The sequence below is a fragment of the Flavobacterium sp. IMCC34852 genome (assembly GCF_030643905.1).
GTDB lineage: Bacteria > Bacteroidota > Bacteroidia > Flavobacteriales > Flavobacteriaceae > Flavobacterium > Flavobacterium rivulicola.
On the sequence record NZ_CP121446.1, the window covers coordinates 2,935,567 to 2,952,602 of the forward strand.

Here is a 17,036-nt window from a genome sequence, read left to right on the forward strand (position 1 = left end):
GCTTCGGACACTTTCAAATCTACTTCGGACTGTTTCGAATGCTTTTCGGAGTGTCAATTTTACTTTTCGGACAACCATTTATGGCTTTCGGAACGGTAAAAAAGAGCTTCGGATAACTTTTTCTACTTTTCATAAAAGAAAAAATAACTTACATTTTTGAGCTGTTGATTTCATTTTATTGTATCTTTATTCTTATTTTAATTTCTTTATATGAAATGGAATGCTAAAATAGTAAAGTACAAAGGCGAAGTGCGCATTGGCGTTTGGTTTGGAAAGGATGACGCTTTAATTGCATGGATCAAAAGTTTTCCGGGTGTTCGATGGAGTCAATCAAATGGGTATTGGCATTTGCCTGATACGGAAAATAATCGAAAACAATTGGGACTGCGCACATTGACGGAACTGTCGCCCAATGCAGAAGGTTTGAGGAGTTTGGAAAATTTTAAGCGTTGGCTTCGCTCTAAACGTTACAGCGAAAGTACGCTTACGGTTTACATGGATGCGGCTAAATCCTTTTTGGTTTTCTTTAATCAAAAAAGTCCTTCTGATATAACTAATGACGATGTTATTTTATACAACAACGAATACATTTTGAAGAACAACTTATCGGCATCATATCAAAACCAAGTGGTGAGTGCAATTAAGTTGTTTTTCACGACGGTTCAGAATAAAAAAATTGAGATTGAAAGCATTCATCGGCCGAAGCGTGCCAGAGTATTGCCCAATGTTTTGAGCAAAGAAGAAGTCAAACAAATTTTGGAAGCGCATGGCAATATTAAACACAGAGCGATGTTGTGTTTGATTTACAGTTGCGGTTTGCGAAGAAAAGAACTGCTCACTTTAAAACTCAGCGACATCGATTCGAAGCGGAATATTGTAAAAATCATACAAGCCAAGGGCAAAAAAGATCGGATTGCGCCTTTGAGTCCGAGGGTTTTGGAGTTGTTGCGGGATTATTACAAATGTTATAAACCTAAGATTTGGTTGTTTGAGGGACAAGTAAAGGGCGAACCTTACTCAGAGCAGAGTTTGCAAAGTATTTTTAAGCAAGCGTTGGAAAAGGCGAACATTTCAAAGCCGGTAACATTGCATTGGTTGCGTCACAGTTATGCTACCCATTTGTTGGAAAGCGGCACAGATTTGCGCTACATACAGGAATTATTAGGCCACAGTCGAAGCAAGACAACGGAAATCTATACGCATGTGAGCACGAAAAGTTTACAACAAATAAAAAGTCCGTATGATAATTTGTAATATTTTTAATATATTAGCACAAGCGAACCAAAAGTATGATACCACTCATACCTATACCACCAAATTTGGGCGGATATGTATGATTTGTTCATACATATAAGCTAGTTATGGGCTATTATTCGACAACTCTGCAAAATAGAAAACATGCATAAAATACAGACTTATATTATATTGAGAATTCTCATCATTCTTCCATTTTTTACTTATGGACAAACTACATTAGAAGAGAATTCGAGCGAATTTTGCGGACAATATTTTACTGCTCCAAATGAGTGTAAAACAATGGGGAATATGATTCAGTGTAAAGACTATGTTTTTACTTGGAGTTATGAACCAATAATAGATTTACCAAGGCATCAAAAAGAATTGATTGCTCAAATTAAAAATCCGAAAGAAATAAAAGTTTCAGTTTTAAAAACTGATTTGATTGGTTATTTATCGAAAGTAGATTCATATGATAGTTTGCTTATTGTAGGGAGTGTAAATGGAAAAGGTGTGATTATAAACTTATATCTTGATAAAACTATAAAAGCAACAAACGACTTACCAGAATGTGTTAGGCAATTTATAACAATTAAGTAAAAATAACAGCCCATAACAGCCGTTTCTCGCAATTGCGAATTTTGTGGTAAGTTCACGTTTACGTTTCGCAAGAATTTTTATCTTTAACAGAAAATAATTCGTTCCGAAGTTCGCAACTGACGAGAAGCGGCGGAACGTTAGCGGTCATTGTAACAAAAATAACTAAATTAGAAAATATGAATAAATTAATAACAAACAGAAATTTGACAATTATAAATTTTGGAATTGTATTCTATTTCATCCTTATTTACTTTATTAACTTTTATAAAATAGACTTTGTTTTAATAGGTGTTTTTAGAGAATTACTGACAATACCATTTTTACTTGCACAAATAGTCTTTTTAATCATCGGAATAATATTTTTAATAAAAAACCAAAAGGATTTCTTAACATTAGTTAGTGTTTTAGCATTGACTATTTGTACGTTTATAACAATTGGTAGTTTCTTTTAATTATTAAGACACAAATTTTATCCATTAAATTAAAAACTAAACTGTATTTAAATTTTTAAAATTACGGAGTGAAATAGTAACCAAAATAACTCAAAAGTGAAAATAGAAAATAGGATTTTGACTAAAAATCAAAATTTCGAAATAACAACGAACCGCTAACAGCCGTTTTGCAAAAGCGGGGTTTTCGTGCTTCTATGACATTGAAGTGCTAAATTAATGCTTAGTGCATTTAATGAAGTTTAGTGCTAAAAATCCCCGCCTTCGCAAAGCGGCAAAACGTTAGCGGTAATTTGCCACAAAATATCTCAAATTAGAACAAATGAGCAAGTCATCAAAATTTAATAGTCAACGCATTTATAGAATTTGGATGTATACAGTTAGTCATTCAACCTTAATACTTAGAAGTGAAAAACAATATTTTGACGTAGATTATGCGTTCAAATATGATGAACCAGATTTAACTATTGATGTAATTTTTAATGGCGTAGATTTTATATCAATACCTGATAGTTTTAATGAGATAGAAATTAAAAAGGAAGGTGAAAAATTCATTTTCAACAATAATGAAAATTGGTATGTTAAGGCTGCTAATTGTATTGTTGGCCAATATGACGGTGATGATGAAGATAAAATTTGGGAAATGAGTTTAAAATATAACGAGACAATAGAGTTATAGCAAACTACCGCTAACAGCAGTTTGCAACAATTGCAAGGTTTAGGCTTTCACCGAATTTTCTCCGAAAATTCAAAGCCAAGTTTTGTACTTGGAATCATCAGTAATAAATCGTCGCAGCTGTTGCAAGCCGCGGCACGTTATAACTCAGTTTTCCCTTATTCTACAACTGAAGTTTTAAGCTAGAAAAAATCCAAAAAAGTTTGCTTGAAAAATGAAATCGAAAATTAAGTAGTAGAAAAAAATATGACAAACTTTTGACGTAGAAAAAGTTAGTGTTGAGAAAATTTAGCGTTTAAAAGTTGTGTGAAAATATTTTACTTAAAAAAAATTCACACCAAAAGTGTGTGAAAAATATTTTTTTAAAAAAAACCACACAGAATTATAAAAAAAATGAAAAGGAGAAGCCGAAGTTGAAACTGGCAAAGATTGAGTGCTCAAGTTGGTAGGAAAACCGAAGTTATAACAGCAGTTTGTGATAATGGCTGGTTTTAGTTTTTATCAGAAAAGTTCTCCCTAATTGAAATTTTAATTATATTTGGAATGGTAAGTGATTGAAACACGCCACTATCACAAGCCGCAGAACGTTAGCGGTTATACCGAAACTCACTCGAAGAATTCAATAACCTAACGTAATTAATAGTAATTGTATCATATACGAACTTAAAATAATGATTTATGCCATTTTCAGCTTATTATACTTTTTTTGGTGAAGCAGACCCTTGGGAATTTACTGTCAAGTATGTAGAAAACGAGACCGACAGATTTTTTATAGATTGGAAAGGTGGAAAAGTGAAACATGTAAAAGTCAAGACTTTACTAGATATAGTAATTCACATGTACTATTGTTATAGCTATCTTTATATGGGAAAGGAAAATGTATCCGTTAAAAAAATATACAAAAGGACAGTTAAACAAATAGGAAAAAAAATAGTTTTAAGACAATTCCCAGAAGAAAAATTAAACGATTGTTTTATTCGTGATGTGTTAAACAGATGTGATGAAATGCATGAGAAAAGTGAAGCAACATATCATAAATATTTGAGAGAAAATGAATTGGGCGAAACAGAAGGGATTGATTGGACAAAGGCTTATGAGAACGATATAGAACGTATGGATGATGAAACAGATGGTTTTTGGAGAATAAGTAATGATTTAGACTAAAAAAATAAACCCTCTAAAATAACTCAACATTCTAAAATACTGACTATTAAATGACATATGATGTTAGAGAGCCAAAATTTCAGTATTTTAATTAATCATATAACTTTAATCGAAAAAGTTTGAAATGAAAGTGGTACAACCGCTAACAGCGGTTATCAGCTATAGCTGGAATTTCTTGAGTTGTACTTCTATTTTCACGTAAAAACTTTTATCTTAGCAGACAGTACGCAGTTCGTTGGCTTCGCTACAGACTGATAGCCGCGAAACGTTATGAGCTATTTTTTTGGAACTCGCAATAAATGGAAAATAATAATCTTTTCGAAATAAAAATACTTGATTTGCATTGGATAAAAAATGTAGATGACGGAAATGATCTTTGTGCGCATGGTCATGTAGAATTAAGAATTGGAAATGAAATTATATCAAACTATGAAAGCGGAGATTGGACATTGAGTTCAACTGCGTTATCTCTTTTGCGCTCAACAAAAGAGAATTATGATAAAGACGATTATTCGAATCAGCTTTTACCTTGTTGTGGACATTTCTTTATTGCAGACGAAAAAGAGGAAACCGTAATAATTCAAGGCTGTGACAATGGAATTGATTGGAAAATTAATCACATTGACAATCAAAACATTCAACACATTTTAGAAAACGGAAATGAGATTATAATTAATAAAGATTTATACAAAGAAATAGTTTATAAGTTCGCTGACGAAGTAGAAAATTTTTACAATCAAAGTAAACCTAGAAATATCCCAAGCGACGAATTTGACAGAAAAGGCTACTTAACATTCTGGAAAGAATGGAAAAATTTGCGCGAAAAATAAAAACAGCTCATAACAGCCGTTAACCGCTATTGCTGGATTTTCGTGGTTTCACGCCTGTTTTTCACGTAAAAATATTATCTTAGCAGACAGTACGCAGTTCGCTGGCTTCGCAACAGTCGGTTAGCGGCGAAACGTTAGCAATAATTTTTAAAGTCCGCTAAACCAAAGTTAAATAGATTAAAAATGAAACCTAAGTTTCCTATCATATCAATTTATAACAATGCTGTTGATTTAATTCCCAATCAAACTTATTTGAGTAAAGCAAAAGTTTTAGGCGTTTTAAAAGGCAATTCGAATTCTATTGCTTTTGATAGCGCAGGAAATAAATGGAGTTTTAAATTAACTTCTGATAAAATCAGTGATAATTTTATCACGCGATTTCTGGCAAATACATTTTATAATCCAACTGTAGATGTAATTCCGGAATGGAAAATGATAGGTGAATTTGAAATTGATGAAATTAAAAGTGTATTAATAAAAAGTATTGAAAAAGACGAAGATGTTTTAACTCAGTTTATTGATTCAGAGGATATAAAAAATCACGTAAATAAAGCTCATTCATTTGAAACTATTTATAACATTCTAAATAGGTATGTTTTTGAATATAATGAAGAAGAAATCTGAGTTGGAATGGATAAAAAACTATTGCTAACAGCAGTTTGTAACTACTGCGTGGCTTGGTTTGTGTACCGAATTTTCTCTGAAAATTCAAAAAGGAATTTTATATTTGTAATCATCAGTAATAAATCGTCGCAGCAGTTACAATCTGCGGCACGTTATGCGTAATATTCAGAACATCATCTATTATGAGAACATTTTTTATTTTAATATTTATACTTGGTTTTGGAAATACTTATTCTCAAAAAACAAAAACAGAAAATGACTCAATTGTATGGACAAAATTGTCTTGCGAAAACGGAAAAAAAGCCGCCAAAATTGATTTTAAAAATGGAATATATAATTGCTTTTCTTATGGATTAATATTTGAGACAAATCCAAGTTTGAGCAAGTTTATCGACGAATACAGAGAAAAGAAGTATGGAATAATTACAAGAAATGCAGGCTGTGTAATTACTGATTATTCAAAATGTTATTCAAAGACAATGAGAAAGTTAGTCTTAAAAAAGTTTGGCTCGGACATATTTGAAAGGTCACGAGTGGAAGCAGAAAAATTATATAGTGAAAAAGATTAAATACTACGCATAACAGCAGTTTGTGATTATGGCTGGTTTTGGGTTTATCAGAAATGTCTCGGCTGACTGAAATTTTCGTTATATTTGAAAACGCTAGTGAGTGAAGAACGCCACAATCACAAGCCGCGGCACGTTATGCACTATTTTCAAACGAAAGTACATATATGAAATATTTGATTAAAGTCTGGCTTTTTACTACTATCATATCTCCTATTTTAGTATTTATGATTTGGGGAGTTTTCTCAGATATATCGTCGCTAAAGGCATTATTGGAATTAGGAACAGTACTAGTTATTTATATACTGTTTGGATTAGTTTTATCGTTTCCGGTAATGATATTTTTTTGGATAATCCAAATGATTCTTAAGAATACTTCTTTGTCAAAAAATATAATTAAACTAGTTTTGAGTATATATTCGATTGGTTCTGTATGGATTGCGTTATATACTTTTGATAAGAGATTTTTTGAAAATGAATTTGAGGACATAATTTTAGTTGGAATATATACTCTGACAATCGTTTTTGGAGTTTGGTTTTTTAAACTCAACGAAGCGAAAAAAACAGTGCATAACAGCAGTTTGTAACTACTGCGCGCTTGGGCTTGCTCCGAATTTTCTCCGAAAATTCAAAAAGGAGTTTTATATTTGGAATCATCAGTAATAAATCATCGCAGCAGTTACAAGCTGCGGAACGTTAGCAGCAATTTCACATGAACAGATTTCTGACAACAACATTTTTTTTTCTAATGTTTTCGAACATTATTATTGGCCAATCAATTAATCTAATTGAAGGGAAGAAATTTCGTGGCGCAATATTTCCAAGTTCATACAAGAATACTTCATACAATTGGTTAGAGGACAAAAATAGATTTACACCAACGAAAGAAGAAATTCTGTTATTTGAAAAAAAATTACATGATAAATTAAAGCTAATAAATAAAAGTCGCTTGAATCAAAAAGGCAAATGTCCAGTTATACATAATAACCTTCAAAAATACATCAGACAATATTTAGGATTTATAGATGAATCTGGAAAAAAATATTTGATGATTAATTTTCTTTGGAGTAGATCTAGTTTACATGAAAATCCAAAAGAGGAATACTACAATGAGCTTGGAGATTGGAAAAAGAATTGGCAAGTTTGGTTTGATGGCTGTAGTCATTTTTGGAATGTAAAATATTACTTGGAATCTGAAACTTTATTTGACTTACAAGTTAACGGTTCATCATAAAAACTGCTGCTAACAGCAGTTTGTAACTACTGCGCGCTTGGGCTTATCCCGAATTTTCTTCGAAAATTCAAAAGGAGTTTTATATTTGTAATCATCAGTAATAAATCATCGCAGCAGTTACAATCTGCGGAACGTTAGCAACCAGTTTTCCTAACTTAGACAAACAGATTTCAAAAAGAAAAATGAAACAAATATTATTCATATTTATAATTACACTTATTGGTTGCAATTCAAATCCCAAACAAGAAGAAAATAGTGTCGAAACACCTGAAGTTGTCTTTGAAGAACCTGTTTACAAAGAACCAAAAATAACTGGAGATAAATATTTTGAGTATGATGAATTAATTCATTACAAAAATAAAATCAGAGAAGACCAAATTGGGGAACTTTATGATAATCAAAAGAAGTCGGAATTAGATTCGTTGAAAATGGGTGTGATTTTAAATGATACACCAAAATCAATTAGCGACACAACATTTATAAAGAAATTGGAAAAATTAGGCTACTTAAAAACCAAAATTGATTCGGAAAAATTTGATGACATAAACCAAATATTCACTCAAAAAGAACATGAAGAAATATATGCATTAGCTTGCGTTTACGTTTACAGAGACATTATGATATTCAGGAGAAAATCAAAAATAGTTGGAATCGCAAAGATATGCTTTGAATGTAGCTCTAGTCAAATTCATGGAACAAAAGCAAATAAAGACGGTTTTGGAATGAGTGGTGATTTTGATAAACTTTATAAAATATTAAACGAGAAATAAAACCGGTTGCTAACAGCAGTTTGTAACTACTGCGCGCTTGGGCTTGCTCCGAATTTTCTCCGAAAATTCAAAAAGTAGTTTTATATTTGAAATCATCAGTAATAAATCATCGCAGCAGTTACAAGCTGCGGAACGTTAGTAGCCATTTTAACACACATGAGTACACCTAATTGGCAATTAAGTTTTAGAGATTTACCAGAAATTCCCCTTTTGAAAAGATGGAGTAGTGATAATCATATTACACCAGAACAGAGTATATCTTATAGAATACTTAATAATCAAAAAATTACAGAAGCTGAAGAAAAAGAATTCATCAAGGTTTTTAAATTTTATGAAGAACTAGATTTAAAACTTCAAAAATTAGATTATTCATCATTTACCCTTGATGACTTTGAAAATTTTAAAAACTATATTAGTTATGCTTTCAATTATGTTCCTTTAATATCAAATAAATTAACTGTTTATCGTACTTATCGACTTGTAGTTAACGAATGGGTAACGAAAAAAAATCAACGATTAGACAATGTTAAGTATTTAAAGTATCCTTCATTAGACATCGTAAAAGAAACTAACAAATTCAACAGAGCTAATACACCTAAAACTAATGTTTTATACACAGCAGAAAACATTGATACTGCATTAAAGGAAATTAAACCTCCAAAAGACAAGATTATTACTGTCGGATTTTGGAAAACAAAAACTGAAAAAGAAATAATTTCTTATCCCATTTCACACAGCGAAAGAGCAATATTAATTAACAAAGGAGTACAAAATGCTACGGCAGCAATTGAAAAATATGGTGAAGAAAATTCACAACTCTTTGTCGAATGGTCACGCCATTATTTTAAATTGTTAGGGAGGGAATTTACAAAGCCAATTTCTCATCATTATGAATATTTTATAAGCGCACTGTTTTCAGAAAGAATTCTTGAAGTCAGAAATGATCCTAATTCTTCATTTAACTATGACTGCATAATTTATCCAAGTGTTGGAAATGATTTGGAAACTAACAACCTCGCCATTCATCCTGCATCTGTTGACAAAGAATTTCAGTTATTTCAAATTATTGAGTTTGAAATTGAGGAAACATACTATGAAAAAAAATATGTTAGAAATCATCCTGATTTTATCACACTTGCCTCAATTAAAAATAAACATTACGCAAAAAAAATACTATCTAACGGAGACATCATATGGTAAAAAACGGCTACTAACAGCGGTTTCGCGCTATTACTAGTTTTTCTTGAGTTGAACTTCTTTCTTCACGAAAATATTTTATCTTAGCAGAAAGTACGCAGTTCGCTGGCATCGCAACAGTCGCGAAGCCGCGGAACGTTAGCAACTAGCATTTTAGATTGTGCAACAAAAGAAACTTATGAGAAAACTATTTACATTGCTTTTTTTAGTCATTATGCTTCAAAGCTGTAAAAGCCAAAGTGATAAAATCAATCTCAATGAGTTAGAATTTAAATCAATTTTTGGTGAAAACAAAAAGGATAGTTTGAATGTTTATTGTCTTTTGGGAACAGGTTTTTTTAGAGCGCCAACATCTGAGAATGCTGACGAATTAATTCAAAATTGGATTGATAAAAATAAAGATGCAAAAGTTGTTTTGATTTCGACATTAGTTGATAAAAAAGCAAACATTAATTATTGTTGGCTAATTGATAAAAATGGAGAAACAATCAATGAATATTTAATTAAAAATGGTTGTTTTCCGGGCGGAACAATGATGAGACCAAACACATACAAAGAGTTGTCGGAAACAGAAAAGAAAATTTATACTCCGGAAGATTCAAATGTAATTGTTCACGTCGACAAAGAGAAATATGATCAGTTCATAGAGAAAATAAAATCCGCAGAAATATTAGCCAGAGAAAGTAAACTGGGAATATGGAAAGATAAATAATGCCAGTTGCTAACAGCAGTTTGTGATTATGGCTGGTTTTGGGTTTATCAGAAATGTCTCGGCTGACTGAAATTTTAGTTATATTTGGAAAGGCAAGTGAATGAGGAACGCCACAATCACAATCCGCGGCACGTTACCAGCAATTTATATGAACTATCTGCTAAAATTCATGTTTTTTATTTGTGTTTGGACAACAGCAAACGCACAAGATGATATTGACTTAAACACTACGATTGGTTTTGGTTGCTCTGCTAGTGGAAGGCAAACGGAAGTAGTAGCAAAGTTTACTTATCTCCTATCGACATCAGATTTTGGCAAATGCCAAGAGCTAATTGAATCTGAAAATAATGCTGAAAAAGTGTTGGCGGCATTTGTTTGTAGAAAATTAAATAAAGAGAAGCGAGTTAGTTTATCAAATGAAACATTAAACAAAATCGAACTAATATATAATTCTGAAGAAGAAATAGCAGTTTGTGGTGGGTGCAAATTCTATAAAATTCAAATAAAAAAATTCCTCGCCGAAAATAAAAAAAATGCTTTTTACAAAGAAGCGAAGGCTTGGTTTAAGATGTACTTAAAATAAACTGCTGGTAACAGCGGTTTGTTACGATAGCTCGTTTATCTTTCTTGGAAAATACCCGGTTCACTCCTATTTCGTCTTTCTTTTAATATTTTTCGTAAATTGCCGCTACCGTATCAAGCCGCGGCACGTTAGTGGCAAGCTTTAAACGAATTTCCTTATGAAGAAAATTGTCTTAATTTCACTATTATGCGTTCTTTCATGTAATCAAAATACAATGATTGACGAATACATGGAATATTTTCCAAGAAAGGAAGAAGGCTTCATAAAAGAAATTGAAAAATATAAAGGTGGTGGTTATGTTTTGACAATAGAAAAGAACAAAAACATTGAAAATATTTCAGTGTATGAAACTGTTGGCGGAATATGTAAAAAAAACGATTATTTCATAAAACTTGAGAACTCGAATAAATGTTTATTAAAAAGAAACGACAGTCTGATTTGCATTGATTGCTTGAACATATTAGAAGAAGAAAGAGATTCGTTGGGAAAAATTAATGAATGGAAAAGTTTTGAGAAAAATTATTGGACAAAAATTAACAAAAAAGCCAGCCACTAACAGCAGTTTGTAACTACTGCGCGCTTGGGCTTGCCCCGATTTCCTAGCGGAAATCAAAAAGTTGTTTTATCTTTGAAATCATCAGTAATAAATCATCGCAGCAGTTACAAGCTGCGGAACGTTAGCAACCAGTTTTCCTAACTTAGACAAACAGATTTCAAAAAGAAAAATGAAACAAATATTATTCATATTTATAATTACACTTTTTGGTTGCAATTCAAATCCCAAACAAGAAGAAAATAGTGTCGAAACACCTGAAGTTGTCTTTGAAGAACCTGTTTACAAGAACCAAAAATAACTGGAGATAAATATTTTGAGTATGATGAATTAATTCATTACAAAAATAAAATCAGAGAAGACCAAATTGGGGAACTTTATGATAATCAAAAGAAGTCGGAATTAGATTCGTTGAAAATGGGTGTGATTTTAAATGATATACCAAAATCAATTAGCGACACAACATTTATAAAGAAATTGGAAAAATTAGGCTACTTAAAAACCAAAATTGATTCGGAAAAATTTGATGAGATAAACCAAATATTCACTCAAAAAGAACATGAAGAAATATATGCATTAGCTTGCGTTTACGTTTACAGAGACATTATGATATTCAGGAGAAAATCAAAAATAGTTGGAATCGCAAAGATATGCTTTGAATGTAGCTCTAGTCAAATTCATGGAACAAAAGCAAATAAAGACGGTTTTGGAATGAGTGGTGATTTTGATAAACTATATAAAATATTAAACGAGAAATAAAACCGGTTGCTAACAGCAGTTTGTAACTACTGCGCGCTTGGGCTTCTCCCCGATTTCCTAGCGGAAATCAAAAAGTTGTTTTATCTTTGGAATCATCAGTAATAAATCATCGCAGCAATTACAAGCTGCGGAACGTTACAAGAAAGTTTTCGACGTTTAGTTTTTTAACGGAAATTCAGTATAATATTTCGGTTTTCGTTTTCTAAATAGTATTTGAAAGTTTTCTTCAGAAAGTATATAATTATGAATGAAAAAAGTCAGGATAAAGAACCTGCTGCAGACGATTGGCGGCGACAAGGTCAAGAAAAATATTTGAAAGGAATTAAACTCGAACTAAGAGATTACTTTTTATATGGTGAAGGATGGGAACACGATCATTGCGAATTTTGCAATGACAAGTTTTCTTTAAATGACGTTGATTTAAAAAAAGGATATATGTCGGAAGACGGTTATCGTTGGATATGTATTGAATGTTTTAATGATTTTAAGGATGAGTTTTCTTGGCAAGTCAAAATATAAAAATCCGAAGTGGAAACTGGCAAAGTTTGTGTACTCAAGTTAGTATGAAAACCTTCTTGTAACAGCCGTTTGGTAGCATGGCTGGTTTTGTATTTCTTAGCCGGAAAGTACCAAGTTCAAAATTTGATTATATTTACAACTAATTGTTTAAAAAGTCGCCACGACTACCAAGCGGCGGCACGTTACCGCTAAGTTTTGGTTGCGTTTTAAAATCATATTCTTCGTTTTTTTGTGGTTTAATTTTAAGTGGAAAATTGAGCCGGAAATGATCAAGTTTCTTAAGTTTTGCGTTGAAAAAAAATATCTGTAACAGAATTACGTTTCTGAGCTTTGTTCTTTTTTTGTTTGGTAAGGTTTAGGCTTTGTGGAAGTTCAACAGTAACTTGTTTGAACGCTGATTACGTTTCTCGGCTAAGTCTATTTTGTGTCTGTAATCGAAGTGTAAAACCTAGCGGTAACAGCCGTTTGCAACAATGGCTGGTTTTATTTTTCTTAGGCGGAAAATACTAAGTTCAAATTTTAATTATATTTACATCTAATAATTTTAAAAGTCGCCACTGTCGCAAGCGGCGGAACGTTAGTGGCTATTATTCCCCAAAACCGGACAATTCTATGAATTTACAACCAACAATTTTCATCAGTTCAATAATATCGGAGTTTTACGATCTCCGAGGAGCATTGAGATATTTTTTAGGCAAAAGTGGTTTCAGAGTATTAATGTCTGAAGAGCCAGATTTTGGTGCAGACTGTGATAAAGATTCACTTGAAAATTGCAAAGAAAGAATTTCTAGTTCTGATTATTACTTTTTAATCATTGGTGTAAAGCCAGGTTTTGAATTTGAATTATCTGATGGCACAAAAACCACCGTAACATTTGAAGAGTTTAAACACTTTTTAGAATTAAAATCAAATGGTCAAAATATAAATTTGCTTGCATTCGTAAGAAAGCAAGCATGGGAATATTACGTCAACAAAGATTTTGACAATATGCCTAAAATACAGCACGACTTCATTGACGAGTTAGTTAACAACTCACTACTCGACAAACAAATTGGAAGATGGCGATACACTTTTGATAAATTTGCCGATATAATTGCAGTTTTAGAAACTAACCAAAATGGTCTTTTTATTGAAGCAACCAGAAAAATAGGCATTTATAGAAATTACTTGAAATTAGAGTTAACTCATATTTTAAAAGCATTACTGTTAAGTGACAAAAAAGATGGTAAAGGAATTAGAACGTTAAATGAGTTTATTGGACTTCCAGAAATTGAATTTGCAGAATACTTCACACCTCAAAAAATTCATAAAGATGTAGCGGCAAAGATTATTGCTTTCGTACAATTTTATTCATACAAACAGGATTTGCTTTTAAAAATCAATAGAATTTTTAATTATATAGCACAAGGAGAATTTGCAATTTTTAATCCTGAAACTGAATCTTACGAACAACCTGAGTACATAAAATTGACAATTCAAGCATTGGAAATACTAGAAAAATCACTTATAAATTTTCAACAAGGCGATTTTTATAAAAGAATAATTTCAATGGAATCTGATGTTAACAATTTTAAACTTAGAGAATTTGAATATGGTATAGTAAAAAGTCAATTAGCGGATATAGATATTGTGACATTAAAACTTATCAACTTAATGAAATGTCTTCATAATAATTGGAGTGATTTTGCTAAAACGGATGGAAATAGATATGACTACAGAGGTTCAACAACGGACAGCATAACTACCGAAGAAATAATTGAGTTTTCAAACAAATACTTTGACAAAAAATAACAGCCACTAACAGCCGTTAACCGCTATTGCTGGATTTTCGTGGTTTCACGTCTGTTTTTCACGTAAAACTATTATCTTAGCAGACAGTACGCAGTTCGCTGGCTTCGCAACAGTCGGTTAGCGGCGGAACGTTAGGAGCAAGCTTTCAGAACTTACACAAAAATGAACTTAAAGAAGTATTTTTTACCTAAAGGTTGGACAGAAAAAAAGATTTCTGAAGACACCTATTTGCTAACTATTCCGCAAGAAGAACTTGAAGCATGGAAAATAAAGCGCTGGAAAAAAGATAACGTTGAAAAACTTATTCGTGAAAATGGATTCCACATGAAATCTGAAGGCAGAAGTGGAACAATTTATTTCGTTCAAGAAAACCAAGTTTGCGAAATTTATTTTGAAGTTTCTGGAGTAAAAGAGTTTGATATTCTGATTTCCTTTGAAGGGCTAACAGAATGGGAATTGCCGGAAAGAAAAACTATCGGGAAAACTGAAAAGGAAGAGATTTTGGAAAAACTCAAGATTTGGTTGAAAGAGAAAAAAATAAAATCCGATTTATAAAGCCAGCTCCTAACAGCAGTTTGTGATAATTGCTAGGTTTAGGATTATCCCGAGTTTTCTCTGAAAACTCAAAAAGGAATTTTATATTTGTAATCATCAGTAATTAATCGTCGCAACTATCACAATCTGCGGCACGTTATATGCCATTGCCAAAAACCTGCTAAAATATGACCAAAACAGAATTAGAAGCCGAACAAAAAGTTTTAGAAGAAAAATTGGCAGAACTTCCTAAAAAGAGATGGAATATTGTCAAAAATATAGTAGTGGTTACTTTACTTATGATAGCAATGCCCTTTCTTCCAATGAAAGGCGGAGGAAATTTAATCGAATGGATTGGTTTTAAATCTGCCATTGTATCATGTTTCTTGTTTTATATTTTTATAGTAGTTGCAGCAATTTATCAGAACAACAGAAAAGTTGATTATGAAATTTCAAGTTTGGAAGTCGATATAGAAACAATAAAACGCAAAAGAATCCAATTAGACGATGAACGCAACGGCATATAACAGCAGTTTGTAACTACTGCGCGCTTGGGCTTATCCCGAATTTTCTCCGAAAATTCAAAAAGTAGTTTTATATTTGAAATCATCAGTAATAAATCATCGCAGCAGTTACAATCTGCGGAACGTTAGCAGTAATTGCCACAACTTTAAGGTAAAAACAACCACTTATCAATGAAAAAATATCACATTTCGATATTCATTAGTTTAGTATCTATAATCGGTATAATTTATCAGAATTACAGAATTGCCCAAATCTTTAATGAATCAAGAGGTAAAAACAGAGCGCTTTTCGGAATTACAGAACTTACCCGATTGGACGTGAAATTGTATCTCGGATTAGCTTTAATTGTAAGTTTCATATTTGGAATATTGTCAATCAGAAAAAGAGAAGACTTTTACTTTTCAATTTTATCGGTTGTTTTGAGTTTTATTGGAATCAACTTACTGTTTATAAAAGTGTGGACGTGGATGATTTAGCAACTACTGCTAACAGCAGTTTGTAACTACTGCGCGCTTGGGCTTGTCCCGAATTTTCTTCGAAAATTCAAAAAGTAGTTTTATATTTGGAATCAACAGTAATAAATCATCGCAGCAGTTACAAGCTGCGGAACGTTATAACTCAGTTTTCCCTTATTCTACAACTGAAGTTTTAAGCTAGAAAAAATCCAAAAAAGTTTGCTTGAAAAATGAAATCGAAAATTAAGTAGTAGAAAAAAATATGACAAACTTTTGACGTAGAAAAAGTTAGTGTTGAGAAAATTTAGCGTTTAAAAGTTGTGTGAAAATATTTTACTTAAAAAAAATTCACACCAAAAGTGTGTGAAAAATATTTTTTTAAAAAAAACCACACAGAATTATAAAAAAAATGAAAAGGAGAAGCCGAAGTTGAAACTGGCAAAGATTGAGTGCTCAAGTTGGTAGGAAAACCGAAGTTATAACAGCAGTTTGTGATAATGGCTGGTTTTAGTTTTTATCAGAAAAGTTCTCCCTAATTGAAATTTTAATTATATTTGGAATGGTAAGTGATTGAAACACGCCACTATCACAAGCCGCAGAACGTTATATGCAAGCCGGCGTCAGATTTTACGATGAAAAAAACAATTAAAATATCACATTTATATTTCGTAACAGGATTAATCTTGTGTTTGTATTCAATCATAAGTCAAAACAAACAAGTTTTGAATATTGATGACACATACTACGTAATTTCTGGAAATGATTTCGCAATATTCGTATCATTAATATATTTAGTATTAGGTTCTATTTTTTTGGTGATTGAGAAATACTTAAGATTTAGAATTAAAGCTGCTCAATATTTAATGTTTAATATTCCGTTTGTTTACTTTGTATTTTCTGATTTGAGTGATTATAACAGTCCGGGATATTATCTTGGAAATCCGATTGCTTATAAATGGAATACAATATATATACCTGTTGGACTAATCTTTTGTTTAATAATAAGCATATTTATTTTCTTTTCATTGTTTGCGTTTGCATTATGGAAGTGGAAAAAAACGGCCAGCATATAACAGCGGTTTCGCGCTATTGCTGGTTGCTTCGTCACCTTTACGTTTTTTCTTCACGAAAAAACTTTATCTTAGCAGAAAGTACGCAGCTCGCTGGCTTCGCAACAGTCGCAAAGCCGCGGCACGTTACCGCTAAGTTTTGGTTGCGTTTTAAAAATCATATTCTTCGTCTTTTTGTGGTTTAATTTT

The 17,036-nt window shown here is 31.8% G+C and carries 20 protein-coding genes; all 20 read left to right on the top strand.

Annotation, left to right across the window (positions count from 1 at the left end; translation table 11 throughout):
- Nucleotides 1-210 precede the first annotated feature (210 nt).
- The 20 genes from xerA (at nt 211) to P7V56_RS12780 (ending at nt 15,798) form a co-directional block, all read left to right on the top strand.
- A complete protein-coding gene (xerA, locus tag P7V56_RS12685; RefSeq protein ID WP_171223330.1) occupies nt 211-1,254 on the top strand; it encodes a site-specific tyrosine recombinase/integron integrase in 1,044 nt (347 codons plus the stop codon).
- 144 nt (nt 1,255-1,398) lie between these two features.
- Complete coding sequence (locus P7V56_RS12690) at nt 1,399-1,836, top strand: hypothetical protein (protein ID WP_171223329.1); 438 nt, start codon at nt 1,399-1,401, stop codon at nt 1,834-1,836.
- Between the two features lie 771 nt (nt 1,837-2,607).
- Complete coding sequence (locus P7V56_RS12695; RefSeq protein ID WP_171222313.1) at nt 2,608-2,964, top strand: hypothetical protein; 357 nt, start codon at nt 2,608-2,610, stop codon at nt 2,962-2,964.
- A gap of 675 nt (nt 2,965-3,639) precedes the next feature.
- A complete protein-coding gene (locus tag P7V56_RS12700) occupies nt 3,640-4,125 on the top strand; it encodes a hypothetical protein (RefSeq protein WP_171223328.1) in 486 nt (161 codons plus the stop codon).
- 338 nt (nt 4,126-4,463) lie between these two features.
- A complete protein-coding gene (locus P7V56_RS12705) occupies nt 4,464-4,955 on the top strand; it encodes a hypothetical protein (protein ID WP_240976714.1) in 492 nt (163 codons plus the stop codon).
- 183 nt (nt 4,956-5,138) lie between these two features.
- Nucleotides 5,139-5,579 (top strand): hypothetical protein, encoded by a 441-nt coding sequence (locus P7V56_RS12710; protein WP_171223425.1) that lies wholly within the window; start codon nt 5,139-5,141, stop codon nt 5,577-5,579.
- Nucleotides 5,580-5,761: 182 nt separating this feature from the next.
- Entirely contained in the window at nt 5,762-6,148 is a 387-nt protein-coding gene (locus tag P7V56_RS12715) for a hypothetical protein (RefSeq protein WP_171223403.1), read from the top strand.
- A gap of 164 nt (nt 6,149-6,312) precedes the next feature.
- Nucleotides 6,313-6,732 (top strand): hypothetical protein, encoded by a 420-nt coding sequence (locus P7V56_RS12720; RefSeq protein ID WP_304986228.1) that lies wholly within the window; start codon nt 6,313-6,315, stop codon nt 6,730-6,732.
- Between the two features lie 161 nt (nt 6,733-6,893).
- Nucleotides 6,894-7,379, top strand: coding sequence for a hypothetical protein (locus P7V56_RS12725; RefSeq protein WP_171223404.1), 486 nt, complete (start codon nt 6,894-6,896; stop codon nt 7,377-7,379).
- Between the two features lie 182 nt (nt 7,380-7,561).
- Entirely contained in the window at nt 7,562-8,149 is a 588-nt protein-coding gene (locus tag P7V56_RS12730; RefSeq protein WP_171223405.1) for a hypothetical protein, read from the top strand.
- 156 nt (nt 8,150-8,305) lie between these two features.
- Nucleotides 8,306-9,349 (top strand): RES domain-containing protein, encoded by a 1,044-nt coding sequence (locus tag P7V56_RS12735; protein WP_171223406.1) that lies wholly within the window; start codon nt 8,306-8,308, stop codon nt 9,347-9,349.
- 175 nt (nt 9,350-9,524) lie between these two features.
- The gene (locus P7V56_RS12740) at nt 9,525-10,058 is read left to right on the top strand and encodes a hypothetical protein (RefSeq protein ID WP_171223407.1); all 534 of its coding nucleotides are present in this window, start codon (nt 9,525-9,527) and stop codon (nt 10,056-10,058) included.
- Nucleotides 10,059-10,227: 169 nt separating this feature from the next.
- Entirely contained in the window at nt 10,228-10,641 is a 414-nt protein-coding gene (locus P7V56_RS12745; protein WP_171223408.1) for a hypothetical protein, read from the top strand.
- A gap of 157 nt (nt 10,642-10,798) precedes the next feature.
- Complete coding sequence (locus P7V56_RS12750; protein WP_171223409.1) at nt 10,799-11,197, top strand: hypothetical protein; 399 nt, start codon at nt 10,799-10,801, stop codon at nt 11,195-11,197.
- A 414-nt stretch (nt 11,198-11,611) separates the two neighbouring features.
- Nucleotides 11,612-11,953: a hypothetical protein gene (locus tag P7V56_RS12755; RefSeq protein ID WP_171223410.1), complete on the top strand. Its 342-nt coding sequence runs from the start codon at nt 11,612-11,614 to the stop codon at nt 11,951-11,953.
- A 243-nt stretch (nt 11,954-12,196) separates the two neighbouring features.
- Entirely contained in the window at nt 12,197-12,472 is a 276-nt protein-coding gene (locus P7V56_RS12760; RefSeq protein WP_171223411.1) for a hypothetical protein, read from the top strand.
- A 612-nt stretch (nt 12,473-13,084) separates the two neighbouring features.
- Nucleotides 13,085-14,263 carry a DUF4062 domain-containing protein gene (locus P7V56_RS12765; RefSeq protein ID WP_171223412.1) on the top strand — a complete coding sequence of 393 codons (1,179 nt, stop codon included), beginning with the start codon at nt 13,085-13,087 and terminating at the stop codon, nt 14,261-14,263.
- A gap of 162 nt (nt 14,264-14,425) precedes the next feature.
- Entirely contained in the window at nt 14,426-14,818 is a 393-nt protein-coding gene (locus tag P7V56_RS12770) for a hypothetical protein (protein WP_171223413.1), read from the top strand.
- A gap of 167 nt (nt 14,819-14,985) precedes the next feature.
- A complete protein-coding gene (locus tag P7V56_RS12775; RefSeq protein ID WP_171223414.1) occupies nt 14,986-15,324 on the top strand; it encodes a hypothetical protein in 339 nt (112 codons plus the stop codon).
- Nucleotides 15,325-15,492: 168 nt separating this feature from the next.
- Nucleotides 15,493-15,798: a hypothetical protein gene (locus tag P7V56_RS12780; protein WP_171222318.1), complete on the top strand. Its 306-nt coding sequence runs from the start codon at nt 15,493-15,495 to the stop codon at nt 15,796-15,798.
- Nucleotides 15,799-17,036 lie beyond the last annotated feature (1,238 nt).

Bases quoted from the DNA above. Each gene is read 5' to 3' on its own strand.
- xerA (WP_171223330.1), top strand. From the start codon at position 211: ATGAAATGGAATGCTAAAATAGTAAAGTACAAAGGCGAAGTGCGCATT.
- P7V56_RS12690 (WP_171223329.1), top strand. From the start codon at position 1,399: ATGCATAAAATACAGACTTATATTATATTGAGAATTCTCATCATTCTT.
- P7V56_RS12695 (WP_171222313.1), top strand. From the start codon at position 2,608: ATGAGCAAGTCATCAAAATTTAATAGTCAACGCATTTATAGAATTTGG.
- P7V56_RS12700 (WP_171223328.1), top strand. From the start codon at position 3,640: ATGCCATTTTCAGCTTATTATACTTTTTTTGGTGAAGCAGACCCTTGG.
- P7V56_RS12710 (WP_171223425.1), top strand. From the start codon at position 5,139: ATGAAACCTAAGTTTCCTATCATATCAATTTATAACAATGCTGTTGAT.
- P7V56_RS12715 (WP_171223403.1), top strand. From the start codon at position 5,762: ATGAGAACATTTTTTATTTTAATATTTATACTTGGTTTTGGAAATACT.
- P7V56_RS12720 (WP_304986228.1), top strand. From the start codon at position 6,313: ATGAAATATTTGATTAAAGTCTGGCTTTTTACTACTATCATATCTCCT.
- P7V56_RS12725 (WP_171223404.1), top strand. From the start codon at position 6,894: ATGTTTTCGAACATTATTATTGGCCAATCAATTAATCTAATTGAAGGG.
- P7V56_RS12730 (WP_171223405.1), top strand. From the start codon at position 7,562: ATGAAACAAATATTATTCATATTTATAATTACACTTATTGGTTGCAAT.
- P7V56_RS12735 (WP_171223406.1), top strand. From the start codon at position 8,306: ATGAGTACACCTAATTGGCAATTAAGTTTTAGAGATTTACCAGAAATT.
- P7V56_RS12740 (WP_171223407.1), top strand. From the start codon at position 9,525: ATGAGAAAACTATTTACATTGCTTTTTTTAGTCATTATGCTTCAAAGC.
- P7V56_RS12745 (WP_171223408.1), top strand. From the start codon at position 10,228: ATGTTTTTTATTTGTGTTTGGACAACAGCAAACGCACAAGATGATATT.
- P7V56_RS12750 (WP_171223409.1), top strand. From the start codon at position 10,799: ATGAAGAAAATTGTCTTAATTTCACTATTATGCGTTCTTTCATGTAAT.
- P7V56_RS12755 (WP_171223410.1), top strand. From the start codon at position 11,612: ATGGGTGTGATTTTAAATGATATACCAAAATCAATTAGCGACACAACA.
- P7V56_RS12760 (WP_171223411.1), top strand. From the start codon at position 12,197: ATGAATGAAAAAAGTCAGGATAAAGAACCTGCTGCAGACGATTGGCGG.
- P7V56_RS12765 (WP_171223412.1), top strand. From the start codon at position 13,085: ATGAATTTACAACCAACAATTTTCATCAGTTCAATAATATCGGAGTTT.
- P7V56_RS12770 (WP_171223413.1), top strand. From the start codon at position 14,426: ATGAACTTAAAGAAGTATTTTTTACCTAAAGGTTGGACAGAAAAAAAG.
- P7V56_RS12775 (WP_171223414.1), top strand. From the start codon at position 14,986: ATGACCAAAACAGAATTAGAAGCCGAACAAAAAGTTTTAGAAGAAAAA.
- P7V56_RS12780 (WP_171222318.1), top strand. From the start codon at position 15,493: ATGAAAAAATATCACATTTCGATATTCATTAGTTTAGTATCTATAATC.